Source organism: Microcoleus sp. T3_B1, from assembly GCF_036700445.1.
Taxonomy (GTDB): Bacteria; Cyanobacteriota; Cyanobacteriia; order Cyanobacteriales; family Microcoleaceae; genus Microcoleus.
Window position 1 is genome coordinate 1 of sequence record NZ_JAUBOX010000116.1, and the last position, 17,906, is coordinate 17,906.

The 17,906-nt window shown below is 46.6% G+C and carries 11 protein-coding genes; 4 read left to right on the top strand and 7 right to left on the bottom strand.

Annotation, left to right across the window (positions count from 1 at the left end):
- Window positions 1-38: 38 nt before the first annotated feature.
- Window positions 39-5,204 carry a DUF4114 domain-containing protein gene (locus QT990_RS33090; RefSeq protein WP_333147176.1) on the bottom strand — a complete coding sequence of 1,722 codons (5,166 nt, stop codon included), beginning with the start codon at window positions 5,202-5,204 and terminating at the stop codon, window positions 39-41.
- A 326-nt stretch (window positions 5,205-5,530) separates the two neighbouring features.
- On the opposite strand from QT990_RS33090, the gene QT990_RS33095 reads away from it, so the two are divergent.
- On the top strand, window positions 5,531-6,328 hold the full coding sequence (locus tag QT990_RS33095) for an IS4 family transposase (RefSeq protein WP_333147173.1): 798 nt from the start codon (window positions 5,531-5,533) through the stop codon (window positions 6,326-6,328).
- Window positions 6,329-6,628: 300 nt separating this feature from the next.
- On the opposite strand, the gene QT990_RS33100 is transcribed toward QT990_RS33095, so the two are convergent.
- Window positions 6,629-9,007 (bottom strand): DUF4114 domain-containing protein, encoded by a 2,379-nt coding sequence (locus QT990_RS33100; RefSeq protein ID WP_333147171.1) that lies wholly within the window; start codon window positions 9,005-9,007, stop codon window positions 6,629-6,631.
- A gap of 661 nt (window positions 9,008-9,668) precedes the next feature.
- On the opposite strand from QT990_RS33100, the gene QT990_RS33105 reads away from it, so the two are divergent.
- On the top strand, window positions 9,669-10,475 hold the full coding sequence (locus QT990_RS33105) for a TPM domain-containing protein (protein WP_015179020.1): 807 nt from the start codon (window positions 9,669-9,671) through the stop codon (window positions 10,473-10,475).
- Window positions 10,476-10,596: 121 nt separating this feature from the next.
- Window positions 10,597-11,220 (top strand): precorrin-8X methylmutase, encoded by a 624-nt coding sequence (locus QT990_RS33110; protein WP_333058319.1) that lies wholly within the window; start codon window positions 10,597-10,599, stop codon window positions 11,218-11,220.
- An 18-nt stretch (window positions 11,221-11,238) separates the two neighbouring features.
- Here the strand turns inward: QT990_RS33110 and QT990_RS33115 are convergent, their stop codons facing one another.
- The 5 genes from QT990_RS33115 to QT990_RS33135 form a co-directional block, all read right to left on the bottom strand.
- Window positions 11,239-11,571, bottom strand: coding sequence for a DUF2442 domain-containing protein (locus QT990_RS33115; RefSeq protein WP_333147168.1), 333 nt, complete (start codon window positions 11,569-11,571; stop codon window positions 11,239-11,241).
- Window positions 11,552-11,788, bottom strand: a complete 237-nt coding sequence (locus QT990_RS33120; protein ID WP_333107757.1) for a DUF4160 domain-containing protein — start codon at window positions 11,786-11,788, stop codon at window positions 11,552-11,554. The genes QT990_RS33115 and QT990_RS33120 overlap by 20 nt, the downstream gene beginning before the upstream one ends.
- A 72-nt stretch (window positions 11,789-11,860) precedes the next feature.
- On the bottom strand, window positions 11,861-12,571 hold the full coding sequence (locus tag QT990_RS33125) for a phosphate ABC transporter permease (protein ID WP_333147166.1): 711 nt from the start codon (window positions 12,569-12,571) through the stop codon (window positions 11,861-11,863).
- Between the two features lie 101 nt (window positions 12,572-12,672).
- Window positions 12,673-13,500 (bottom strand): 4-hydroxy-tetrahydrodipicolinate reductase, encoded by an 828-nt coding sequence (gene dapB / locus QT990_RS33130; protein WP_333147164.1) that lies wholly within the window; start codon window positions 13,498-13,500, stop codon window positions 12,673-12,675.
- A gap of 113 nt (window positions 13,501-13,613) precedes the next feature.
- Window positions 13,614-14,939: a transposase gene (locus QT990_RS33135; protein WP_333301130.1), complete on the bottom strand. Its 1,326-nt coding sequence runs from the start codon at window positions 14,937-14,939 to the stop codon at window positions 13,614-13,616.
- A gap of 343 nt (window positions 14,940-15,282) precedes the next feature.
- Here QT990_RS33135 and QT990_RS33140 point away from each other — a divergent pair, with 343 nt between their 5' ends.
- Window positions 15,283-17,805 (top strand): EAL domain-containing protein, encoded by a 2,523-nt coding sequence (locus tag QT990_RS33140; RefSeq protein ID WP_333147160.1) that lies wholly within the window; start codon window positions 15,283-15,285, stop codon window positions 17,803-17,805.
- Window positions 17,806-17,906 lie beyond the last annotated feature (101 nt).

Genomic DNA, 17,906 nt, shown 5'->3' on the forward strand with positions numbered 1-17,906 from the left:
GGGTCATTTTTTAACGTTATATGCTTGCTATGTAAGCATTATAACCTATTTTTATCGTATTTTATGTTTAAGTCCCGATAATCGATATCGCCGGGATAAGGTTGAACAAGCCCTTGAGCGGTAGTCCCGCCAAAACCCAACATGGTCTTGAGCTTAGTACCTGCGGGTAAATTTACTCGTTGGGAAGCAAGCTCTCTACCAATATCGAATACAGCTCGTTTTTCGAGCGGTGCGATATTCCATGCAACAGAGCTACTACCATAAAAAGTTTGAAAAAGATTTTCGTAGTTGATTTCAAAGATTAATCTGCCTCCCTCCAGCTCAACGGGACTAACATTCACTTCATCTCCATATTTATCTCTTTGAACCTCAACTGAGATTTTTCTTAACAGTCCATCCCGTTGTCTAATAGGTCTTTCAAGAAGTTTGTCCACGTCGTTGGGATTGTCTGCTGTATCGCGCATTTCGACCAGCTCTGCGATCCTCTGGCTTAGCTCCTGCAACCTTTCCTTCTCATCTTCTTGGATACTCAAGCTTGCTGCCATTCCCCAAGGGCTTCCAGCCGTTGCGATCGGACTGTGCTTGCTATCAAACACACCGTAAGTAAACTGGTTGCGAGGCCAATCCCCCGTAACAATCCCATAGTCAGCAGCGATACTAATTGCTGGGTTAATATCGTCAATTGGAACGCTTTGGAATTTACTCGAGCTGACCGGACGGCTCGTGGCAGGATTGAAGTAAGGCGATTTGACACCTCTGTCGAGGTTGTCGATTTTAAAATCTCCAGGGTTTTCCAGAGTTCTGATAATTTCCTCGACATCGAAGACATAGACACCCCCGTCGCCGCTCAGGGTGGGGTAGGAAGCATAGAGGTATTTGTTATCGTTAGAAAGTACCAAGTCAGTGGTTGCCCCTTGCGGTATCGGTCGAGTCGCCGCCACCAGTTTCGGAGTGGGTCCAAACGGGTCTTTAATGATGCCGATATTGCTTCCTGCCCGCACCCCGTCTATGCTCTCAACTCCGGTTTGCGGACTGTCGTTTTTCGCGGCCACAAACGCATAGGACCCATCGCGCATCACCGTGACAGCCACCGCCCGATTGACATCAAAGTAATCTAGGGAACCGCCCATTAGGGGGTCACCCAAACTTAGCGCCGCATAATCGTTGGCAGTAGCGGCAAAGCTAGTGGGATCGTCGTTGGTAATTGTTAATACGCCAAAGCCCTTACTATCATTACTGGTGTTAGTAAAGGTCATCCGATTCGGCTCGGCGGTAGCAGCCATTCCCTGCACCCCAGCAAAAGTATTTACCACACCAATCTCCTGATGCCACTTGCGGGGGTTCTGGCTTGGATCGAGAGGTTGGTCTTCAGGATCGATATTCACCGCGATAATCTGGCTAGTTGGAAAGCCCGGTGCAGTGGCGAAGAGCTTGCGCCCGTCACTGCTAATAGCTATTTCATTTAACCCACCCGTTACTGAGCTTAGGGAGATAGTCTGGATGACCTGATGATATTCTTCGGAGAAGGGGTCGATGTCCAAAACATAAATGTTTCCTCGCTTCCCATCAGAGATGTAGGCATATTGGTTGCGGGGGTCGATGGCAATTGACCGAGGCGTTGCACCAATAGGCAAATCGATCGGGTTGATGCCGGGGGTATCTGGTTTGGTGTCCACCTGTTGCAACACCATCGGATCGACCAATGCCACACGACCAGACTGCTCCAGAGCCACGTAAACGCGGGTTCCGTCACTCGTCACAGCTAAGTCTCGCGGTCTGTCGATCGCGCCATCTCCCACAGGAATAGTAGAAAGCAGTAAATTAGAACTGCTAGAAGCTGCCACAACCGACTCGGGATCTGTACCGTCTAAAACTGCAACAGCATCAGCTCCTTTTAGCGCCGCAAAAACATACTCAGCTCCCGCGTCCAACCAAATGGGATTGCTGTTGTATTCGATCTCCTCATACACTGGTTCCGTCAGGTTCTGATCGACCAGTTGATTCTGCCGTCTGGATAAGGAAATGTAAGACTCACCCAAAACTACAGTATTAGGTACTTTAACTGCCACTTCAAACTGGTTGTCTCCCAAAGTTGCGCTAAGGTTGGGCAATATTGCCTGTTCGTAAACGCGATCGCCAACGTAGAATTTCACAACTAAGTCTTCGAGCCGGCTGCCCTTGGGATCGCCCAAATTGCTCGCCAGAACGTTACTGGCTTTGAGGAAAAGAATCGGTTCGTTACCCTCAAAGGGTTGATTGTTTTCGTCTTTGAACTTCAGAGAGGCTGCTTGAAGTTTAGGTGCGGCTGCGGAATTGGAAGCTGCTGGTGTTGGTATATTTAGGTTGGCTTCCAAAGTCGCAACGCCGTTTGAGTTTCGTTGGACGCCCAACTCAGTAACTATTGGCAATCCCACTTTAGGGATCGCGATTACTTTGACTGAAGAGATGTCGTAAGAAACTGTAAACCCAAAATTGGTGACAAAGTTGCTTGGATCGATCAACTGACCGATACCTCCCAAGGGGTCAATGATACCAAAAAATGCTAGGGGGAAATCGTAGTTAAGGGTGAGTTGACCTTTGACTAAGGTGGCATCTCCGGTGGGACTTGAATAGACAATTATATATTCGCCTGGCCTGACAACCCCTGGATAGGGTGGCGAGGAGGTACGAATTGTGCCGTCATCCCCAACTACACCAGATTCTTCTTGAAGCCAGATTGGTTTCCAGACACCAGTTTCATCCGGTAACGCACCCTTCCGCATGAAGTAGACCTCAGTTCCCGCAGGTAAGCCCTCTGGTGCTGGCACCGCTAATTGAACTGGCTGTTCCAGAGAGCTATCGCCAAAGTTCAAATTAAAAGCCCCGGCAAACTCAAATCCAGTCGGGACTGGCAGCGATAACTCGGAGCGATTTAAGGAAGCAATGCTGACATTTGTATCGCTGTTCAAAGCGCCGGGAGGCATCATCACCATAAGTTCTCCGTCGCTTGAGAGGACGACGCCGCCAGCAGCCCCCACGGTTGCAGGCCCGCTTCGCGGCGCTTCGACTCGCACTGGAATTGTTGCTTCTGCTGCACCGTAAATCGCAGTCACCGCAGCATCGCCAACGCCGACTGCTGTAATAGTGCCGTCGGGACTGACCCTCAAGATGTTGCTGTTGTTGCTAAAATAGCGCGTACCCGTACTGGCTGCGGTTAAGTTGACCTCGCTCAACCCAGGGTTCAAGCCGAGGGACAGTTTCCGGGTTGCGCCGGGTGTCAGGGAGACGGCATCCGGGTAGGGGTCTAGTCCGTACATTTCGGCTAGTATCTGATGCAATTGAGCGTCTGTTGTCGGTTGCGGCATCGCCCCAATGCGAATTGGGGTCACTGCTTGCAGGTTGTTTCTACTCGCGCTCAAAATCGAAGTGCCGTTGGTTAAACCTGTCACTTTCCCGGCTGCGTCTATTGGTGCTACTTCTGGATTTATTGAAGTGTAAGTTAAATAAGAATCTGGCAGCACTACACCTTTTTGGTCGGCAAAATCTCCGAGCACAACTAATTCCGTATTTTCTCCTGCATTGAGGATCGGATTTCGCTTCACAAAATCTAGATTCAGCAGGGGAACATCGCTGACGTTGACTGTCACCCGCGCGGGAGTTGAACTCCCAAAAGCGTCGCTGGCAAGGAAATCAAAGCTGGCAATTCCAGAGAAGCCGATTGCTGGTTTAAACGATGCTTTGTTCGTTAAGGGATTGAAAATTACAGTGCCGTTTACTGGATTGAGGACGCTAATTGTCAGGGGGTCGCCCTCTGCATCTGTGGCCTGATTGTCTAATGAAATAGTTGTCTCTAATTCTGTATAAGTCCGAGCGCTTGTCGGTGAAACAACGGGCGGATTGTTGTCAGAATTCGGGGGATTGGCTTCGGCGAGCAATTGTTGTCCTAACGGAGTATTGCGCCATTCTCTGTCAGGATTGATGACTGTATCTAGCAGCGGTGCGTTTCCTATTGCGCCACTAATTTTAAAGATTAGGTCATTGTAATCTCTGTCTGAGTTGGCGGCCGACATATCTTCGAGGGCAAAGGTGTTGCCGGTGCCGGTAATGTCGGCTATTTGTAGCAGATGAGCGGTATCGTTGGGATTGGCTGTGGCGATACTGAATAAGGGACGGTTTTCGGGGAACAAATTTCCCGAATATGAGGATTGGAAGGATGATTGTATTGTAGCGTTGGGGACTAACATGACGGCAAAGGTGTCGCCTGGTAGCATGGAGAAAGTTTTGATACCCTGATATTCGCCGCTGCCCCAATCCCCGTCGAACGGCATCGCACCGGTGAATTTGGCTCCTTCTTTCGAGTCGCTGATGACAATATGTCCGTCGGTGGAATTGCTTAAAACTCTACGGGATGCTTCGGCAATGAATTCTGGAGTTCCTGGTGTAAATGCTTCCATTCCTGCCAGGCTGAAAATTCCGAGTTCGCCTTCAAAGTAGCCGCCGTCAAATACATAGTCAAATCTGACTTGTCCTTGGTTATATACAAGGAAAGTGCCGGGGCTTGGTAAATTTGCTGTTGTTGTTATTGAGAGATTTGTTGGGGTATTGGTACTGCTTTGGAAGTTGCCAGTACGCTGTGTTGAATTGGGTTGACTGTCTGCAAGATTGTCAGGGAATTGACTGTCTGTAAGATTGTCGGAAAGTTTGCTGTTAGAGTTGAAAAATCGCGGTTTTGGTTCGTCAGAATTAATAGCAATTATTGGATAGATTTCAGTTGCTAATTCGGCTAGTGTGAAGGTGGCAGGGATGTTCGTATCGATTGTACCAGCCGTGAATTCTGCAACAGCGCCCGAATCTGTTTTTATCAGTAATTCTTCGTTTTGATTTTTGGCTGTTATTTCAGCAACCGGAAGAGTACGTTCAACCGTATCATCCGCTTTAGTTATGACAATTAAATCGGTTTTTGTCGGCAATTGTTCAGTTTTAAATTCGGCTACTATTTCAGGAAAAGCGGTGTCATATTCAATTACATCGACAGTTGTTTTTGTGCCAATAATTTCAGCGGTTTTTTGGTAGAATTGTTCTGCTTCTAATTCAGCGGTGGTTGCGGTAACAGCCCGATCATTTTTCTGTGTATCAGTAGCCTTTTCTGCGAGAACAACCTCAAGGATTTTGGTTAGCGATTTTGATGCAGGATTGTCAAGGGTATTATCAGTTTTTCTAGGCAATTCTTCGCCCCGATTATCGGCAATTTCAGCGGTTATCGCAGGCGATTGTGAAGCGATAGGAGTGGGAATCAGCGTAGTTGCAGCGGTTGATCGAGAAGCAGTACCGTTTGCACCATATTCGGCTTCAGCGGGCGATTGAGAAATCTGATTACTTGCAATTTTGTCGGTTTTAATTAATTCAGCATCGGCTGGCTGGCTGACAATAGATTCTGTTGATACTTGCTGACGGGGTGACAGGTTGCCTGAAAATCATACAGTCCGGCAATCCTAGACAAATCGCCTAGAAAAAGATAGGGTAAGAAAGCTTCTTACCCAAAAACACTTAAATGATACCAGAATTATATCATGCCCATTTGTTAGAAAAGCTGACACGTTCTCATTACTTATTGACAATTTTATTGATTCAAGTAGTGCAATCGATTAAAGAAGTCACATTGGAAAGCATAGCAACAAAACTAGCGATGCCCATTAAATTTGAAAGTAGAAGAAAAAAGATTCAGAGATTTTTATCGGAGGATGAATGGACTCTAGATAGTATTTGGTTGCCACTGGTGATTGGTTGGATTAAAGGTAGTGTCAAACAAAATAAGGTTGTATATTTAGCAATAGACCGAACCAAATGGCAATCAAATAATATTTTGATGGTTAGCATGATTTGGCGAAAAAGAGCTATTCCTATTTATTGGAAAGTCCTTGACAAACAAGGGAACAGCACATTGGAAAATAAACAATTCGTATTAACGCCAGTATTCGCCGCCTTATCAAATTATAAATTGCTCGTGTTAGGAGATCGTGAATTTTGTAGTGTTAGCCTGGCAAATTGGCTGAGGGAGAAGAAAGTAGATTTCTGTTTACGACTAAAAAAGAATGTTTGTATCAAGACGGAATTGGAGTTATGGACTGAACTAAAAATGCTAGGATTAGAGCAAGGAAATAGCTTTTTCAATCAAGAAGTAACAATCCGAAAAACCGCACCAGTTACGGGGTTTAATTTGGCAGGTAAGTGGCTGGGTAAATATCGAAATATTACTACAGAAGAACCTTGGTATATTCTGACAAGCTTGGCAAATATACAAGCAGCAGTTGATGCTTATGCAAAAAGATTTGGAATTGAAGAAATGTGAGCGAGACTTTAAGGGTGGAGGATATAACCTAGAAAGGACTAATCTCACGGGCGAGCGATTGAGTAAATTATTAATTCTGTTATCACTAGCATACTTGAAGAGTATAATCCAAGGGATAGAAATTAAGTCAAAGCAAGTTCAAGAATATCTAAGCAGAAAAACAGAAAGTCACAGAAAATATGCTAGACATAGCACTTTTTATATTGGACTTTGGGGTGAATCATGGGTCGATTTGATGTTTAGTAATTGGCAGGTTGTTGTTGAATTAATGTCTTTGTCTCCACATAAACTACCTAATTATCAACAAGGCATAAGAGCTATGAGGCTTATTCTATCAGCGTTATAGACGACTTGTCGCCCCGACAGTGATACTTGCGGTTCAATTCCTGAATTAAATTCATTAATGCTAGCGCTTGGTGTTTTTGGATTAGGGGTTATTTGTTCTATTTCTAGCGATTCTTGAGTTGGGGATTTACCAACTGTTGATGTTCCTGTTTTTGTAGATTCTTGATTTTTGGGTTGGCTAACAGTTAGTATTTCTGTTGGTGGCGATTGTTTGCTATCTGAGTTAGCGACTGTTGTTAGTTGAGGTTTTTGACTGTCTGACTCGGTAACTGTGGTTACTGTTGTTATTGGCAATTCTTTGCCATCTGGGTTAACAATGGTTGCTGCTGTTGGTTGAGGTTTTTGACTGTCTGAGTCGGTAACTATTACTGGTGATTGAGGTTTTTGATTGTCTGGGTTAGGAACATTTTCTACTGTTAGTTGAAGTTTTTGACTGTAATCGTCAGTGAGTGTTGCTGTTGGCTGAGGCTTTTGTTTGTCGGTATCGCTAGTTATTAATGATGTTTTTTCCTGCGATTTATCAGCCGAATTAGTAGCACTTGATTCTGCTGGAGATTTCGGCTCTGATTTATCCGATTCACCCTTCAGTTTTTGAATTAATTGGGAGTGAATTGCTGCGGATTTGGCGTCAACTAATTGGCTGAGGGGAATGATTTTAGATATAGCGCCCGTGACTCGGAATGTGATATCGTCGTAATCCCGATCGCTTCCTTGAATCAGCCCCATGTCTTCCATGACGAAGAGTTGCCCTTCTCCTGTAATGTCGGCAATTTGACCGATACTGAAGCCGTCGCTGGGATTGTCTGTAGCTATTGAAAATAGGGGTTTTTTGTCGCCGCCGATTGCGGGGTTGTCGTATACTTGCTGTACGGTGCCGTTGGGTACTAGCATGAAGAAGAATTTGTCCCCAGGCGTCATGGCAAATGTTTTTGTGCCGAGGTATTGCCCGGAATTGAGGTTTTCTGAGCTGTTAGGATCGGTGTAATATGCTCCTTCTAAATCGTCATCCATTGCGATGTAGCCCTTTGTCGAGTTGCTTAAAGCTCGACTTGCTGCTTCTTTGATGAACGCCTCGGAACCGGGAACGAATTTTTCCATTCCGAGTAGGCTGACGATGGCTAGTTGTCCGCTATACCAGCCGCCGTCGGATGTGAATTGTATGCCGATTATTCCTTTTTCATCGACACTGAATGCGTTTGAGTCAAAGTTGATGTTGGTTGGGGGAGTTGAGGTTTGATCTGGTTCTGGGGTTGAGGTTTTATTGGGTTCTAGATTAGTGGCTGTATCTAAGTTTTTGGTGGTGGAGATTTCGGTAGGTGAAGTTTTGTTGGGTTCGGATTTGTCAGTCGTTGATGTAGTCGCAACTGAGGTTTTGTTGGATTCTGATTTATCAGAAGCTGACGCAGTTGCAGGTGATGTTCGATCTGGTTCTGATTTATCAGAAGCTGACGCAGTTGCAGGTGATGTTCGATCTGGTTCTGATTTATCAGTCGTTGATGTAGTTGCAGGTAATGTTCGATCTAGTTCAGGGTTTTCAGTGGCTGAGGCAGTTGCGGGTGATGTTGTATTTTCTCCTGAATTGTCAGACGTTGATGCAGTTGCCGGTGATATTTTGTTTGGTGATGACTCGAAGAAGAGTGTAGTCTCTGATGATAAAGGCGTTTGGTGTTCTTCGGGTTTTGAAGTCGTTTCAGCGGTAGCGGGTAATGGCGTTTTGTCGGAAGCTTTTTCGCTCGTGGTAGATGCAGTTACAACTGGTAATGTTTTGTCCGAATCTTGTTCTGATTTTGTGGAGGCGGTTGGCGATAATTGTGTTTTATTTTCCAGCAATTGATCGGGAACAGCGGTTGTAGCTTCTGTGGTTTTATTTAGTTCTGAGTTGCTAATTGACGAGTTGACTGGAGGTATGTCAGTCGCAGATTTATTAGAATCAGAAGAAACGTTATTTGAGGCAATTCGATTTGGGTTGGTTAGGGGGTCTCCTAAGTCCGAGTCGAGTTTACCAATTAGGGGGTCAACTTCAGAATTTGTTGTATCCCTGAGAGTGCTGTTAGTTATCAGAGGGCTGGTGTTGGTAGAAGGTATGCTGTTAATATCGGAGGCTTTATTAATAATAAAAGCATCAGCTTCTGTTCGACTGAATTCGGATGCGGGCCCGCTTGCGGGTTCTATTAAGTTAAGTTGTTCGGGGTTTTGAGAAGAGCCCGGAGTTTGATCTAATAAGGTTTTGTTAGTCTGAATTTCCGGCCGTTGTGGGGCGAAAGTTGGGGCAAGTCCGGGAATTAAGGATTCCATTTCTGTTAAAGGTTCTCTAATCTGGTCGGTTAAAGGCACTCGCTCGCGCTCCTTGAGAAATGGTTAATTTCTTTTAAATCATTATTCAGCGGTTGCTCATCATTATCGGCTCGGCTCGATGATAAAGATATTCGGGAAAATACATAATTTTAGAGCTTTTTTGGGTGTTGCTAGTCTGTTGGATTTCCAGTATATTTACTGGTAGTTTTTCAACTTATGCTAAATCTTTATGAAGGTAAGTTTTTTCAGGCAGGAAAATACTTAAATAACCGATCGCACACAGGGTCTCTCTTTGTTACCATCGGCTTGAATTATTATTAATCTGAGATGTTGCACCAATATCAATAAGGGGCTTTTTTGTAGGTGGGGGCGGGTTTATTTAACCTGTCTGCACCCCTTAAAGCTTTTGGTGAACCCGCGCCTACAGGTTTTTGATTGCGGGTGCAATATCTGGGATCGATACTCACCCCGTCAGGAAATCGAGCTCTTGCTTAACGATGGTTGACCCTGGATCGCAACTGCGCCCTCTACAGTTAATTTTCAGTCCCTTCCCTGTTCAAAACTTTCCTTCCCCGAACCCTTCCCCTTGCTCTCCGCTTCCTGTAAAGTAAATAATTGTAAAGAAATATGAGTTTTCTCTTATCCTCTGGTTAAGACCGCCAGCTAGCATTCACAATTAAGACCCGGATTATAAGTTCCTATGTCACAGCTTTTCCCGCGAAAATTTCTAGCCTCTGTTGCCGCATTTTTTCTGGCTTTGTCTGTGTGGACGATCGCACCTGCGGCCCACGCTTTCAATAATCCCGATTTGTTGCCGTCAACTCAGACGCCGATCATTGACTTAGCTAAAGCCCTCACGGATATTGAAGAACAAACTTTGGCAAAAAATTTAAAGGCATTTGAAGCCGAAACCGGCTGGAAACTGCGAGTGCTGACTCAGTACGATCGCACGCCCGGTTTGGCTGTCAAAAGTTATTGGGGGCTAGATGACAAGAGTGTGTTGCTAGTTGCTGACCCCCGAGGGGGCAATTTGCTCAATTTTAATGTGGGCGACTCGCTGTATCCGCTGCTGCCGCGCACTTTTTGGGTGGAACTGCAAACCCGCTACGGTAATCAATTTTTTGTGCGGGACAATGGGGAAGATCGAGCGATTATTGAATCTTTGGAGTCCATAGAAGGCTGTTTGCGTCAGGGCGGATGCCGCGTGGTTCCGGGTTTGCCGAGGGAACAGTGGGTTCTGACGTTAATTACGTCGGTGGTTGGCGGCGTCATCTGCGGGTTTGCGGCTCAGCCTCGGAAGCCGGGACAGGTTGTGGCTTGGCAGTGGGCGCTGATTTTTTCGCCGCTGTGGGGCATTCTGTTTTTCGCTTTCGGACTTGGGCCAGTGGTGACTCGGACTTCTGACTGGTTGCCTGTGGTTCGGAATGTGTCTGGTTTTGCGATCGGAGTTTTGGTGGCATTCCTGACTCCGGTGTTGGGCAAATCTTCTTCGTCGTCGGAAACTTAGTTGTCAGTTGGCAGTTGGCAGTTGGCAGTTGGCAGTTGGTAGATTTTACTCAACAGTCAACGAATGACTAAAAGCTGGTAAGCTGATACCTGACAACTCACAGGCGACAGCTATCCAACAAATGGAATGGCACGTAAGCGATGCCCAGAGTCTGGGATTAATCGATAACGAAATTGGCGACCACGGTTTTTCAGCGGCGGAGTACGAAATAGTCCGCCGCGTGATTTATGCGACTGCTGATTTTGAGTACAAGTCTTTAATTAGTTTTTCCGATCAGGCTTTGCAAGCTGGGGCGGCGGCTTTGGCTGCTCGGACTACGATCGTGGTAGATGTGCCGATGGTGCAGGTGGGCATTACGCCCTTGATCCAAAGTACCTTTGCGAATCCGGTTTACTGTTCGATGGAGGCTTTGACGCGCCCCCAAAGGGAAAGGACGCGGGCGGCTTGGGGGATTGAAACTTTGGCAAGACGCTATCCTGAAGGGATTTTTGTGGTGGGCCAGGCTCAAACTGCTTTGTCGGCGATCGTAGATTTGATTGAATCTGAGGAAATTCGGCCGGCTTTGGTAATTGGAACTCCTTCTGGGTTTGTGGGGGTGGACGTGGCGAAGTCGCGGCTGCACGATTCGATGATTCCTCACATTCGGATTGAGGGCCGCAAGGGCTCTGCCGTGGTAGCTGTGGCTATTGTTAACGGGCTGGTGGATTTGGCTTGGCAGGCTTACGGCCAAGAGGGGAATAGTTGAGCGATAAGTCAGCAGTCATTAGTCATTAGTTATTAGTCGTTCTGGATTATTTCGATCAGTCTTGCGGTTAATTAACCAACTTTCAAATGATCGTTGACTTTCACTGCTGCGTCGGCCGGCTAGCAAACCTTCAACTCCAATATGTTCGTCTAAATCAACCCATTCAATGGCATAACCATCTCCAAGTAGCTGCCAATTATGTCTTTCCTCCGGAGTACCGTGCAACAAACGGGGATACCAAGCTAAGGGCACGCTCAAACTGCGACCATCAACTAAGTCCACAATTACTTTTTCATCTGTCACCGTGACTTTAATTACGAGGGGTTCTGTTTCAAGGATCAAAGTAGTCATGCCAAGCCTCCAACAATATTTGTTCATATTCCTCTACAAGACGAGCAATCTGGTTTAATTCATGCTCTTTGAAGCCTCGATTTTTTTCTAGAGATACAGGATTCATCCAAAATTTGGCAAGTTGCCGATCGCGTTTAACATGAATGTGGGCTGGTTCGCCTCGATCGGAACTAAAAAAGATGAAACTGTAGGGGCCAACCTGAAGAACCGTAGGCATTAGCTGCTATCTTGTGAATTTTGTCCTAAGTTTAACTTGCGATCGCTCTTAAATTTGTCGCTACTATCCATATTAATAATCAGCGGGCGATCGCCTTTTTACATCTCTACTTTGATTAGTGCGATCGCGGTCTTTTTTCCTACCTTTTTTAATCTGTTGGCTCATTTCTACAAACAAATCTCTGCGTAAATAAGGATAGTCGCTCACCCACACGTCGCGGCTGGGAATATAAATATCTGAAACTTTGGCAATTCTGCCTAAATCTTCTTGATTTGACATGATTAACATTAAAGCAGCTTGGCCGGGGACAATTCCTTGGTGATCTTTCCGCAAGGGAGCTCGAAGTGTAGTAGTAAATCCGGTTTTGTCACCAACTTCTAAGTTGATGCGCGGTTCTAGGTTGTCAACTATTACGAGTTGTCCTTTTTGATTGACTGTTTCTTCTTGACTTGTGACTTCATCTGTAATATATATATCCAAAACTCGTCCTTGCCAAAAACCGCAGTATTGATATTTGCGGCATTCTGCATTCCGCAAACTCGCCCACAAAATCGGCCCCCACAGCCAGTACAAACCAGCTATCAATCCGGTGATTAAAACTAGCGGCCCGACATCGGAACCGACGAAGTTATAAACTACCAGGAGGAAAACTACGCTGACTGCCGAGATTAACATTCGCCTCAAAAAATCGGGCGGTTTTCCCCAGATATATTTGTATTGCGCTCCCGTGGCGACGGCGGGAATTAGTTCTTGAAAGGTTTCGCGGGTTAAGGGAATTAGCATAATTAGTCAGTTGGCAGTTGGCAGTTGGCAGTTGGCAGTTGGCAGTTGGCAGTTGGCAGTAGTAACAAGTTACCAATTACCAATTACCAATTACCAATTACCTACAGTATTTTTTCCAGGCCGTAAACGAGCGATCGCAATTCAAGGACTTTGCGTATAGACAGCAAGACTCCTGGCATATAACAAGCTCGATCGCTCGTATCGTGTCGTAAAGTATAAACTTGACCGGCGCCACCAAAAATTACTTCTTGGTGGGCAATTAAACCGGGTAAACGGATGCTGTGAATGCGAATCCCTTCATCGGCCACTGAACCCCGAGCACCGGCTAATTTTTCGGTTTCCTCAACTTCTGGCAGATTGAAAGTTTTTCCCATTTCTGCTAACATTTGGGCAGTTTGAATTGCCGTACCGCTGGGAGCGTCGGCTTTTTGATTGTGGTGGAGCTCGATAATTTCTACGTGTTCAAAATACTGAGATGCCGTGACGGCGGCTTGTTGGAGCAACACCATGCCGATCGAGAAATTGGGTACGATCAAACAGCCGATGCTCGCTTTGTCAGCAAATTCAGCTAAGTTTTCAATTTGCTTGCTGCTCAATCCGGTAGTGCCGACTACTGGGCGAATGCCGTAAGCTATGGCCGATCGCACGTTTTCATAAACTGACGAAGGGTGTGTAAAATCTACCATCACCCCTAACTGCTTTTCCTGAGATGCTAATACCAGCATTCCTTGCAAGTCGTCAGTGATGGGAACTTCTAACGGGCCGCATCCGGCTAATTCCCCGGCATCGGCGTTGAGGCACTCAGGAGAGCGGTCTACAGCCCCAAATAAGGTCATGTCACTAGCATGGGCGATCGCCTTAATTACTTCGCGGCCCATTTTGCCGGCTGCACCGTTAACAATCACCGGAATGGGAAGTTGATTCGCCATAATCTCAAAAATATCCTGAAAGTTCGATCGACTAAATTTTAACGCTTGTGCGAATTTGGGGAAACAAGGATTGACCCTCCCCTGGCTAAAGCCGAGGGGATTCTAAGAGGATGTTACGAAACGGGATAAATCCGCGCTTCTTCACATTTTCTCTCTAGTTTCAGAAGATTAATCCTTCTTGGGGCAGTCAATGACCCCCTAGACACTCCGGCAAAGCCATTGTGCTTACTTTTCCTTCCGATATTTGCTGAACCATTCAAGTCACTGTTAACCAGATGTTTCTCTTTTGTCCGATACAATCCTCGCTTAATTCGTTTACCAGAGAACTGGTAATTCTTAGGATTGTCGGCATTGTAAACAGGTACTTCATCACCATCGATAGCACTTGCTTTGCTGGTATACGACTCTTCCTGTTCGGTGTAAACCAATCCGTATCGCTCACACAGCGATCTCAACTTAGAACGCAAAGAATAAAACGGGATTTGTACAAAGTTCTGGTTGTTGCACTTTCCGATGTTGATTTCCTGTTTGATTCCAGGATTATAACCAACAATCAGTTGTGCAATCTGGTTATCAATGCAGTGGTTGACTATAAACCGTGCTGCCTTGTTCAGGTAATCTCTCACCTGATTATTGCGCCTTACCACCAGCTTTACTTGCTGGTTGGTAATACCTTTAATTCCCTGCTTATCCTTGATGGATTGCAGACAAGCATTGCGTTTGTTGTACCACTGGTTAATCGATTTAATTGGTTTGCCATCCACCAGGAAGGATGCCCCATTGGTATCAACACAAGCAGCAAGGTTGTCTACTCCCAAATCAATGCTAATCGCACTACTGGGATTGACTTCTACGGGTTCTGGTTCTACTTCGTTGATAAATTCAACCTCGAAGTATCGACCGTTGTATTTGGGGTGAATGCGAATCTCTTTGAGGGATTCGTAGTTAATGCGGTCTGGAAAGTTGATCCAAACTTCCCCAAACTGTTTCTTGAATTGATTGGACATGGGTATCCGAAACTTGCCGTCTTTGATGACCAGTCTCGGTACTTTTGTCTTGTCCTTACGGGTAGACAACCCGCAAGGGATTATCAGCAAGAAGTAGCCGTCTGTTGGCAAGTAGTGAGGAAGCTTAACTCGCTGTTGGTAGCTTCCCTCCCTAACTGCACTAATCAATCCGTAGAAGCTTTTGAATATTCGGTCTACTACCTTCAGTGTCTGTTGAGCAATATCAGTGTTCAGCAACTGGTAGTTCTCGTTAACCTTACACTGGTGGTAGTTCGACTCGTAGCGCAGGTGCTTACGCTCCTGAAAGAAGTATTGTCGAACTGTGTAAAGCCCTACGTTGTAGAGGTTCTTACTCAGTCGGCACAATTCCTTGAGAGCCAAAAACTCGGACTTATTCAGTTCTCGCACTTGGTTCTTCTGGGTCAGGTACATAACCATCTTTTCGCTACTGTTATAAGTATACAGCGAAATGCCAGGATAAATCCTGCCTATCCCTTTTCCTCCCTGGTCTAAAGACGCAGGGTTTCCAACGAGGATTTTCTATGAAAGACAGGACTGGTGGGTAAATCTTGAGAAACCCGGTTTCCCATCCCAGAAATACTTTGCCAAATCGAGTAATTAGCTTAAAGAAACTCGGTTGTGGCACAAGTTCTGAAAAAATTACATTCAATCTCATATTAAGCTCAATTCTGTTAGAACAGACTTGTGCAAAGCTAATTTGCACCGACATATTTTTTCTGTGACTGCCAAATTCTCTCGAAATCTTCGATATGTCATGTCTGTGGCAACTGGCCTCAACCTGAGTTCTCAAAACCGACGGGTCAGGATTTTGCCTGCAATGCTTGTGGGCGCGACTGTAACGCTGCTGAATATGGGAGTTCGGCAGTTGGGAGGCCTGCAAAGCTGGGAGTTGGGGAGTTTTGACTCGTTAGTGCGCTTGCAGCCAGATTCCGGCCCCGATCCGCGGCTGCTGGTAGTGGAAATTTCTGAAGCCGATATTCAAGCTTTGGGGAGATTTCCGATTTCCGACAAGACGATCGCTCAAACCTTGGCAAAACTGCAAAAGTATCAGCCAAAAGTCATCGGTTTGGATTTGTACCGGGATTTGCCTCAAGCGCCGGGACACCAAGAATTGCTGGCAGGGCTGAAAGCACCGAATGTGGTGGCGATCTATAAATTGAGCGATTCAGAAAGTCAGGGAGTGCCGGCGCCTCCGGGGATACCGCCCGATCGGGTTGGTTTTAACGACTTCGTGCTCGATCCTGATGGTGTTGTACGCCGCAATTTGCTCTCAGTCTCGCAACCAGACAAAAAGATTGCTTTATCGTTTTCTCTGCAAGTGGCTTTGCTGTATCTCAAAGACAGAGTACAGCAGAAAAATAGCGCTGTTCATCCCCACCAAATCAACTGGGGAAAGGCAGAATTTGTACCTTTAACTTCTGACAGTGGTGGCTATGCAAATCTCGACGCCAAAGGCTACCAAATTCTGCTCAAATACCGTTCTGCGAACGAGGTGGCGCGACAAGTCAGTATCAGGCAGGTATTGAAGGGAGAAATTGAACCAAGCTGGGTTAAGGACAAGATTGTGTTGATCGGGACGACGGCACCGAGTACCAGAGATTTGTTTTTGTCGCCTTACAGCCCGGTTAAAAAGCAAAGTCCGAAAATGCCGGGGGTGTTGCTGCACACGCAAATGCTCAGCCAAATATTGAGTGCGGTTTTGGATGGACGATCGCTGTTTTGGGTGTGGCCAGAATGGGCGGAAATTTTGTGGAACTGTGCTTGGGCGATGGTTGGCGGGGTTTTGGCTTGGCGGATTCAGCATCCTGGGAGGGCGGGATTGGCTGGGGGTGCTGCATTGATGGGACTTTTGGGGATTAGTTATGGGATTTTTACTGGGGGTGGGTGGGTGCCGCTGGTGTCGCCGGCTTTAGGTTTGGTGGTGACTGGTGTGGGTGTCAGTGCTTACAGGAAGCTTTACGATGCTTTTCACGATTCTCTGACGGGTTTGCCCAACCGGGATTTGTTCGTGGATTGCCTGGGGCGGGCGATCGCCAATACTAGGGGCCGGCGCAGCTATCTGTTTGCGGTGCTGTTTCTGGATTTAGACAGGTTTAAGGTGATTAATGATTCTTTGGGTCATTTGGTGGGGGACGAACTGCTGATGGCGGTGGTGCTGCGGTTGAGGGCAAGTATTGGTCGTGCAGATACTGTGGCGCGGGTGGGGGGTGATGATTTTGCGATTTTGGTGAGGAATGTTGATGTTGCTAGTGCGGTGGATTTGGCCACTCGAATTCATCAAGCTTTAATTGTACCTTTTGAGTTGAAGGGGCAAGAGGTGTTTGTGACTGCGAGCATCGGGATTGCCCTGGGGGGCGAACCCGCTGCTACTGTCAGGGAACAGCCCGAACACTTGCTGCGGGACGCCCACACGGCGATGTACCGGGCGAAGGCTTTGGGGACGGGAAGGTATCAGGTGTTTAATGCTTCGATGCACGATTTGGCGGTGGAGAGGTTGCAGTTGGAAACTGATTTGCGGATGGCCCTCAAGCGTCGGGAATTTTTGCTGCACTACCAGCCGTTTGTATCTTTGGCAAGCGGGAGGATTATTGGGTTTGAGGCTTTGGTACGCTGGCAACACCCGCTGCGGGGTTTGATTCCGCCGATGAAGTTTATTCCGGTGGCTGAGGAAACGGGGGCAATTGTGCCGCTGGGTGAGTGGGTGTTGGAGGAGGCTTGCCGGCAGTTGGGGCTTTGGGAGGGAATGTTTGATTTCGATCGACCTTTGATTATGAGTGTAAATTTATCTGGGAAGCAGTTTGCCCAGCCGGATTTGGTCGATCGCATTCAGGTGATTTTGGAAACAACGGGTTTGAGTGCCGAGACTTTGAAGTTGGAGATTACTGAGAGTGTGGTGATGGATGATGTGGAGTCGGCGATCGCGGTTTTGAAGCACATGAAGGAGCTTAATGTCAAGTTGGGAATTGATGATTTTGGCACGGGTTATTCGTCGTTGAGTTATTTAAGTCGGTTTCCTACGGATACTTTGAAGGTTGATAAGTCGTTTGTGGGGCGGATGGAGATCGAAAGCGAGGGGGAGAATGTGGCGATCGTGCGGACGATTGTGGCGCTGGCTCATGCTTTGGGTATGGATGTGATTGCTGAGGGTGTGGAGACGGCGGCACAATTAGCTAGGTTGAGGTCGATCGGCTGCGAATATGGTCAGGGTTATTTTTTTGCTAAGCCGTTACCGAGCGAGGCTGCGACTGCTTTGATGGCTTCCGAGCCGCAGTGGTAGTTGTGGGTTTTTAGTTATTAGTTATTGTATAGCCTTTCGAGCTCTCATATGAGGTACTCATGGGCATAGGGCATAGGGCATAGGGCATAGGGCATAGGGCA

Coding starts and splice junctions, on each gene's coding strand:
- QT990_RS33125 (WP_333147166.1), bottom strand. CDS start 12,571: ATGCTAATTCCCTTAACCCGCGAAACCTTTCAAGAACTAATTCCCGCC.
- QT990_RS33105 (WP_015179020.1), top strand. CDS start 9,669: ATGTCACAGCTTTTCCCGCGAAAATTTCTAGCCTCTGTTGCCGCATTT.
- QT990_RS33120 (WP_333107757.1), bottom strand. CDS start 11,788: ATGCCTACGGTTCTTCAGGTTGGCCCCTACAGTTTCATCTTTTTTAGT.
- QT990_RS33095 (WP_333147173.1), top strand. CDS start 5,531: ATGATACCAGAATTATATCATGCCCATTTGTTAGAAAAGCTGACACGT.
- QT990_RS33110 (WP_333058319.1), top strand. CDS start 10,597: ATGGAATGGCACGTAAGCGATGCCCAGAGTCTGGGATTAATCGATAAC.
- QT990_RS33135 (WP_333301130.1), bottom strand. CDS start 14,939: ATGTACCTGACCCAGAAGAACCAAGTGCGAGAACTGAATAAGTCCGAG.
- QT990_RS33140 (WP_333147160.1), top strand. CDS start 15,283: ATGTCTGTGGCAACTGGCCTCAACCTGAGTTCTCAAAACCGACGGGTC.
- dapB (WP_333147164.1), bottom strand. CDS start 13,500: ATGGCGAATCAACTTCCCATTCCGGTGATTGTTAACGGTGCAGCCGGC.
- QT990_RS33115 (WP_333147168.1), bottom strand. CDS start 11,571: ATGACTACTTTGATCCTTGAAACAGAACCCCTCGTAATTAAAGTCACG.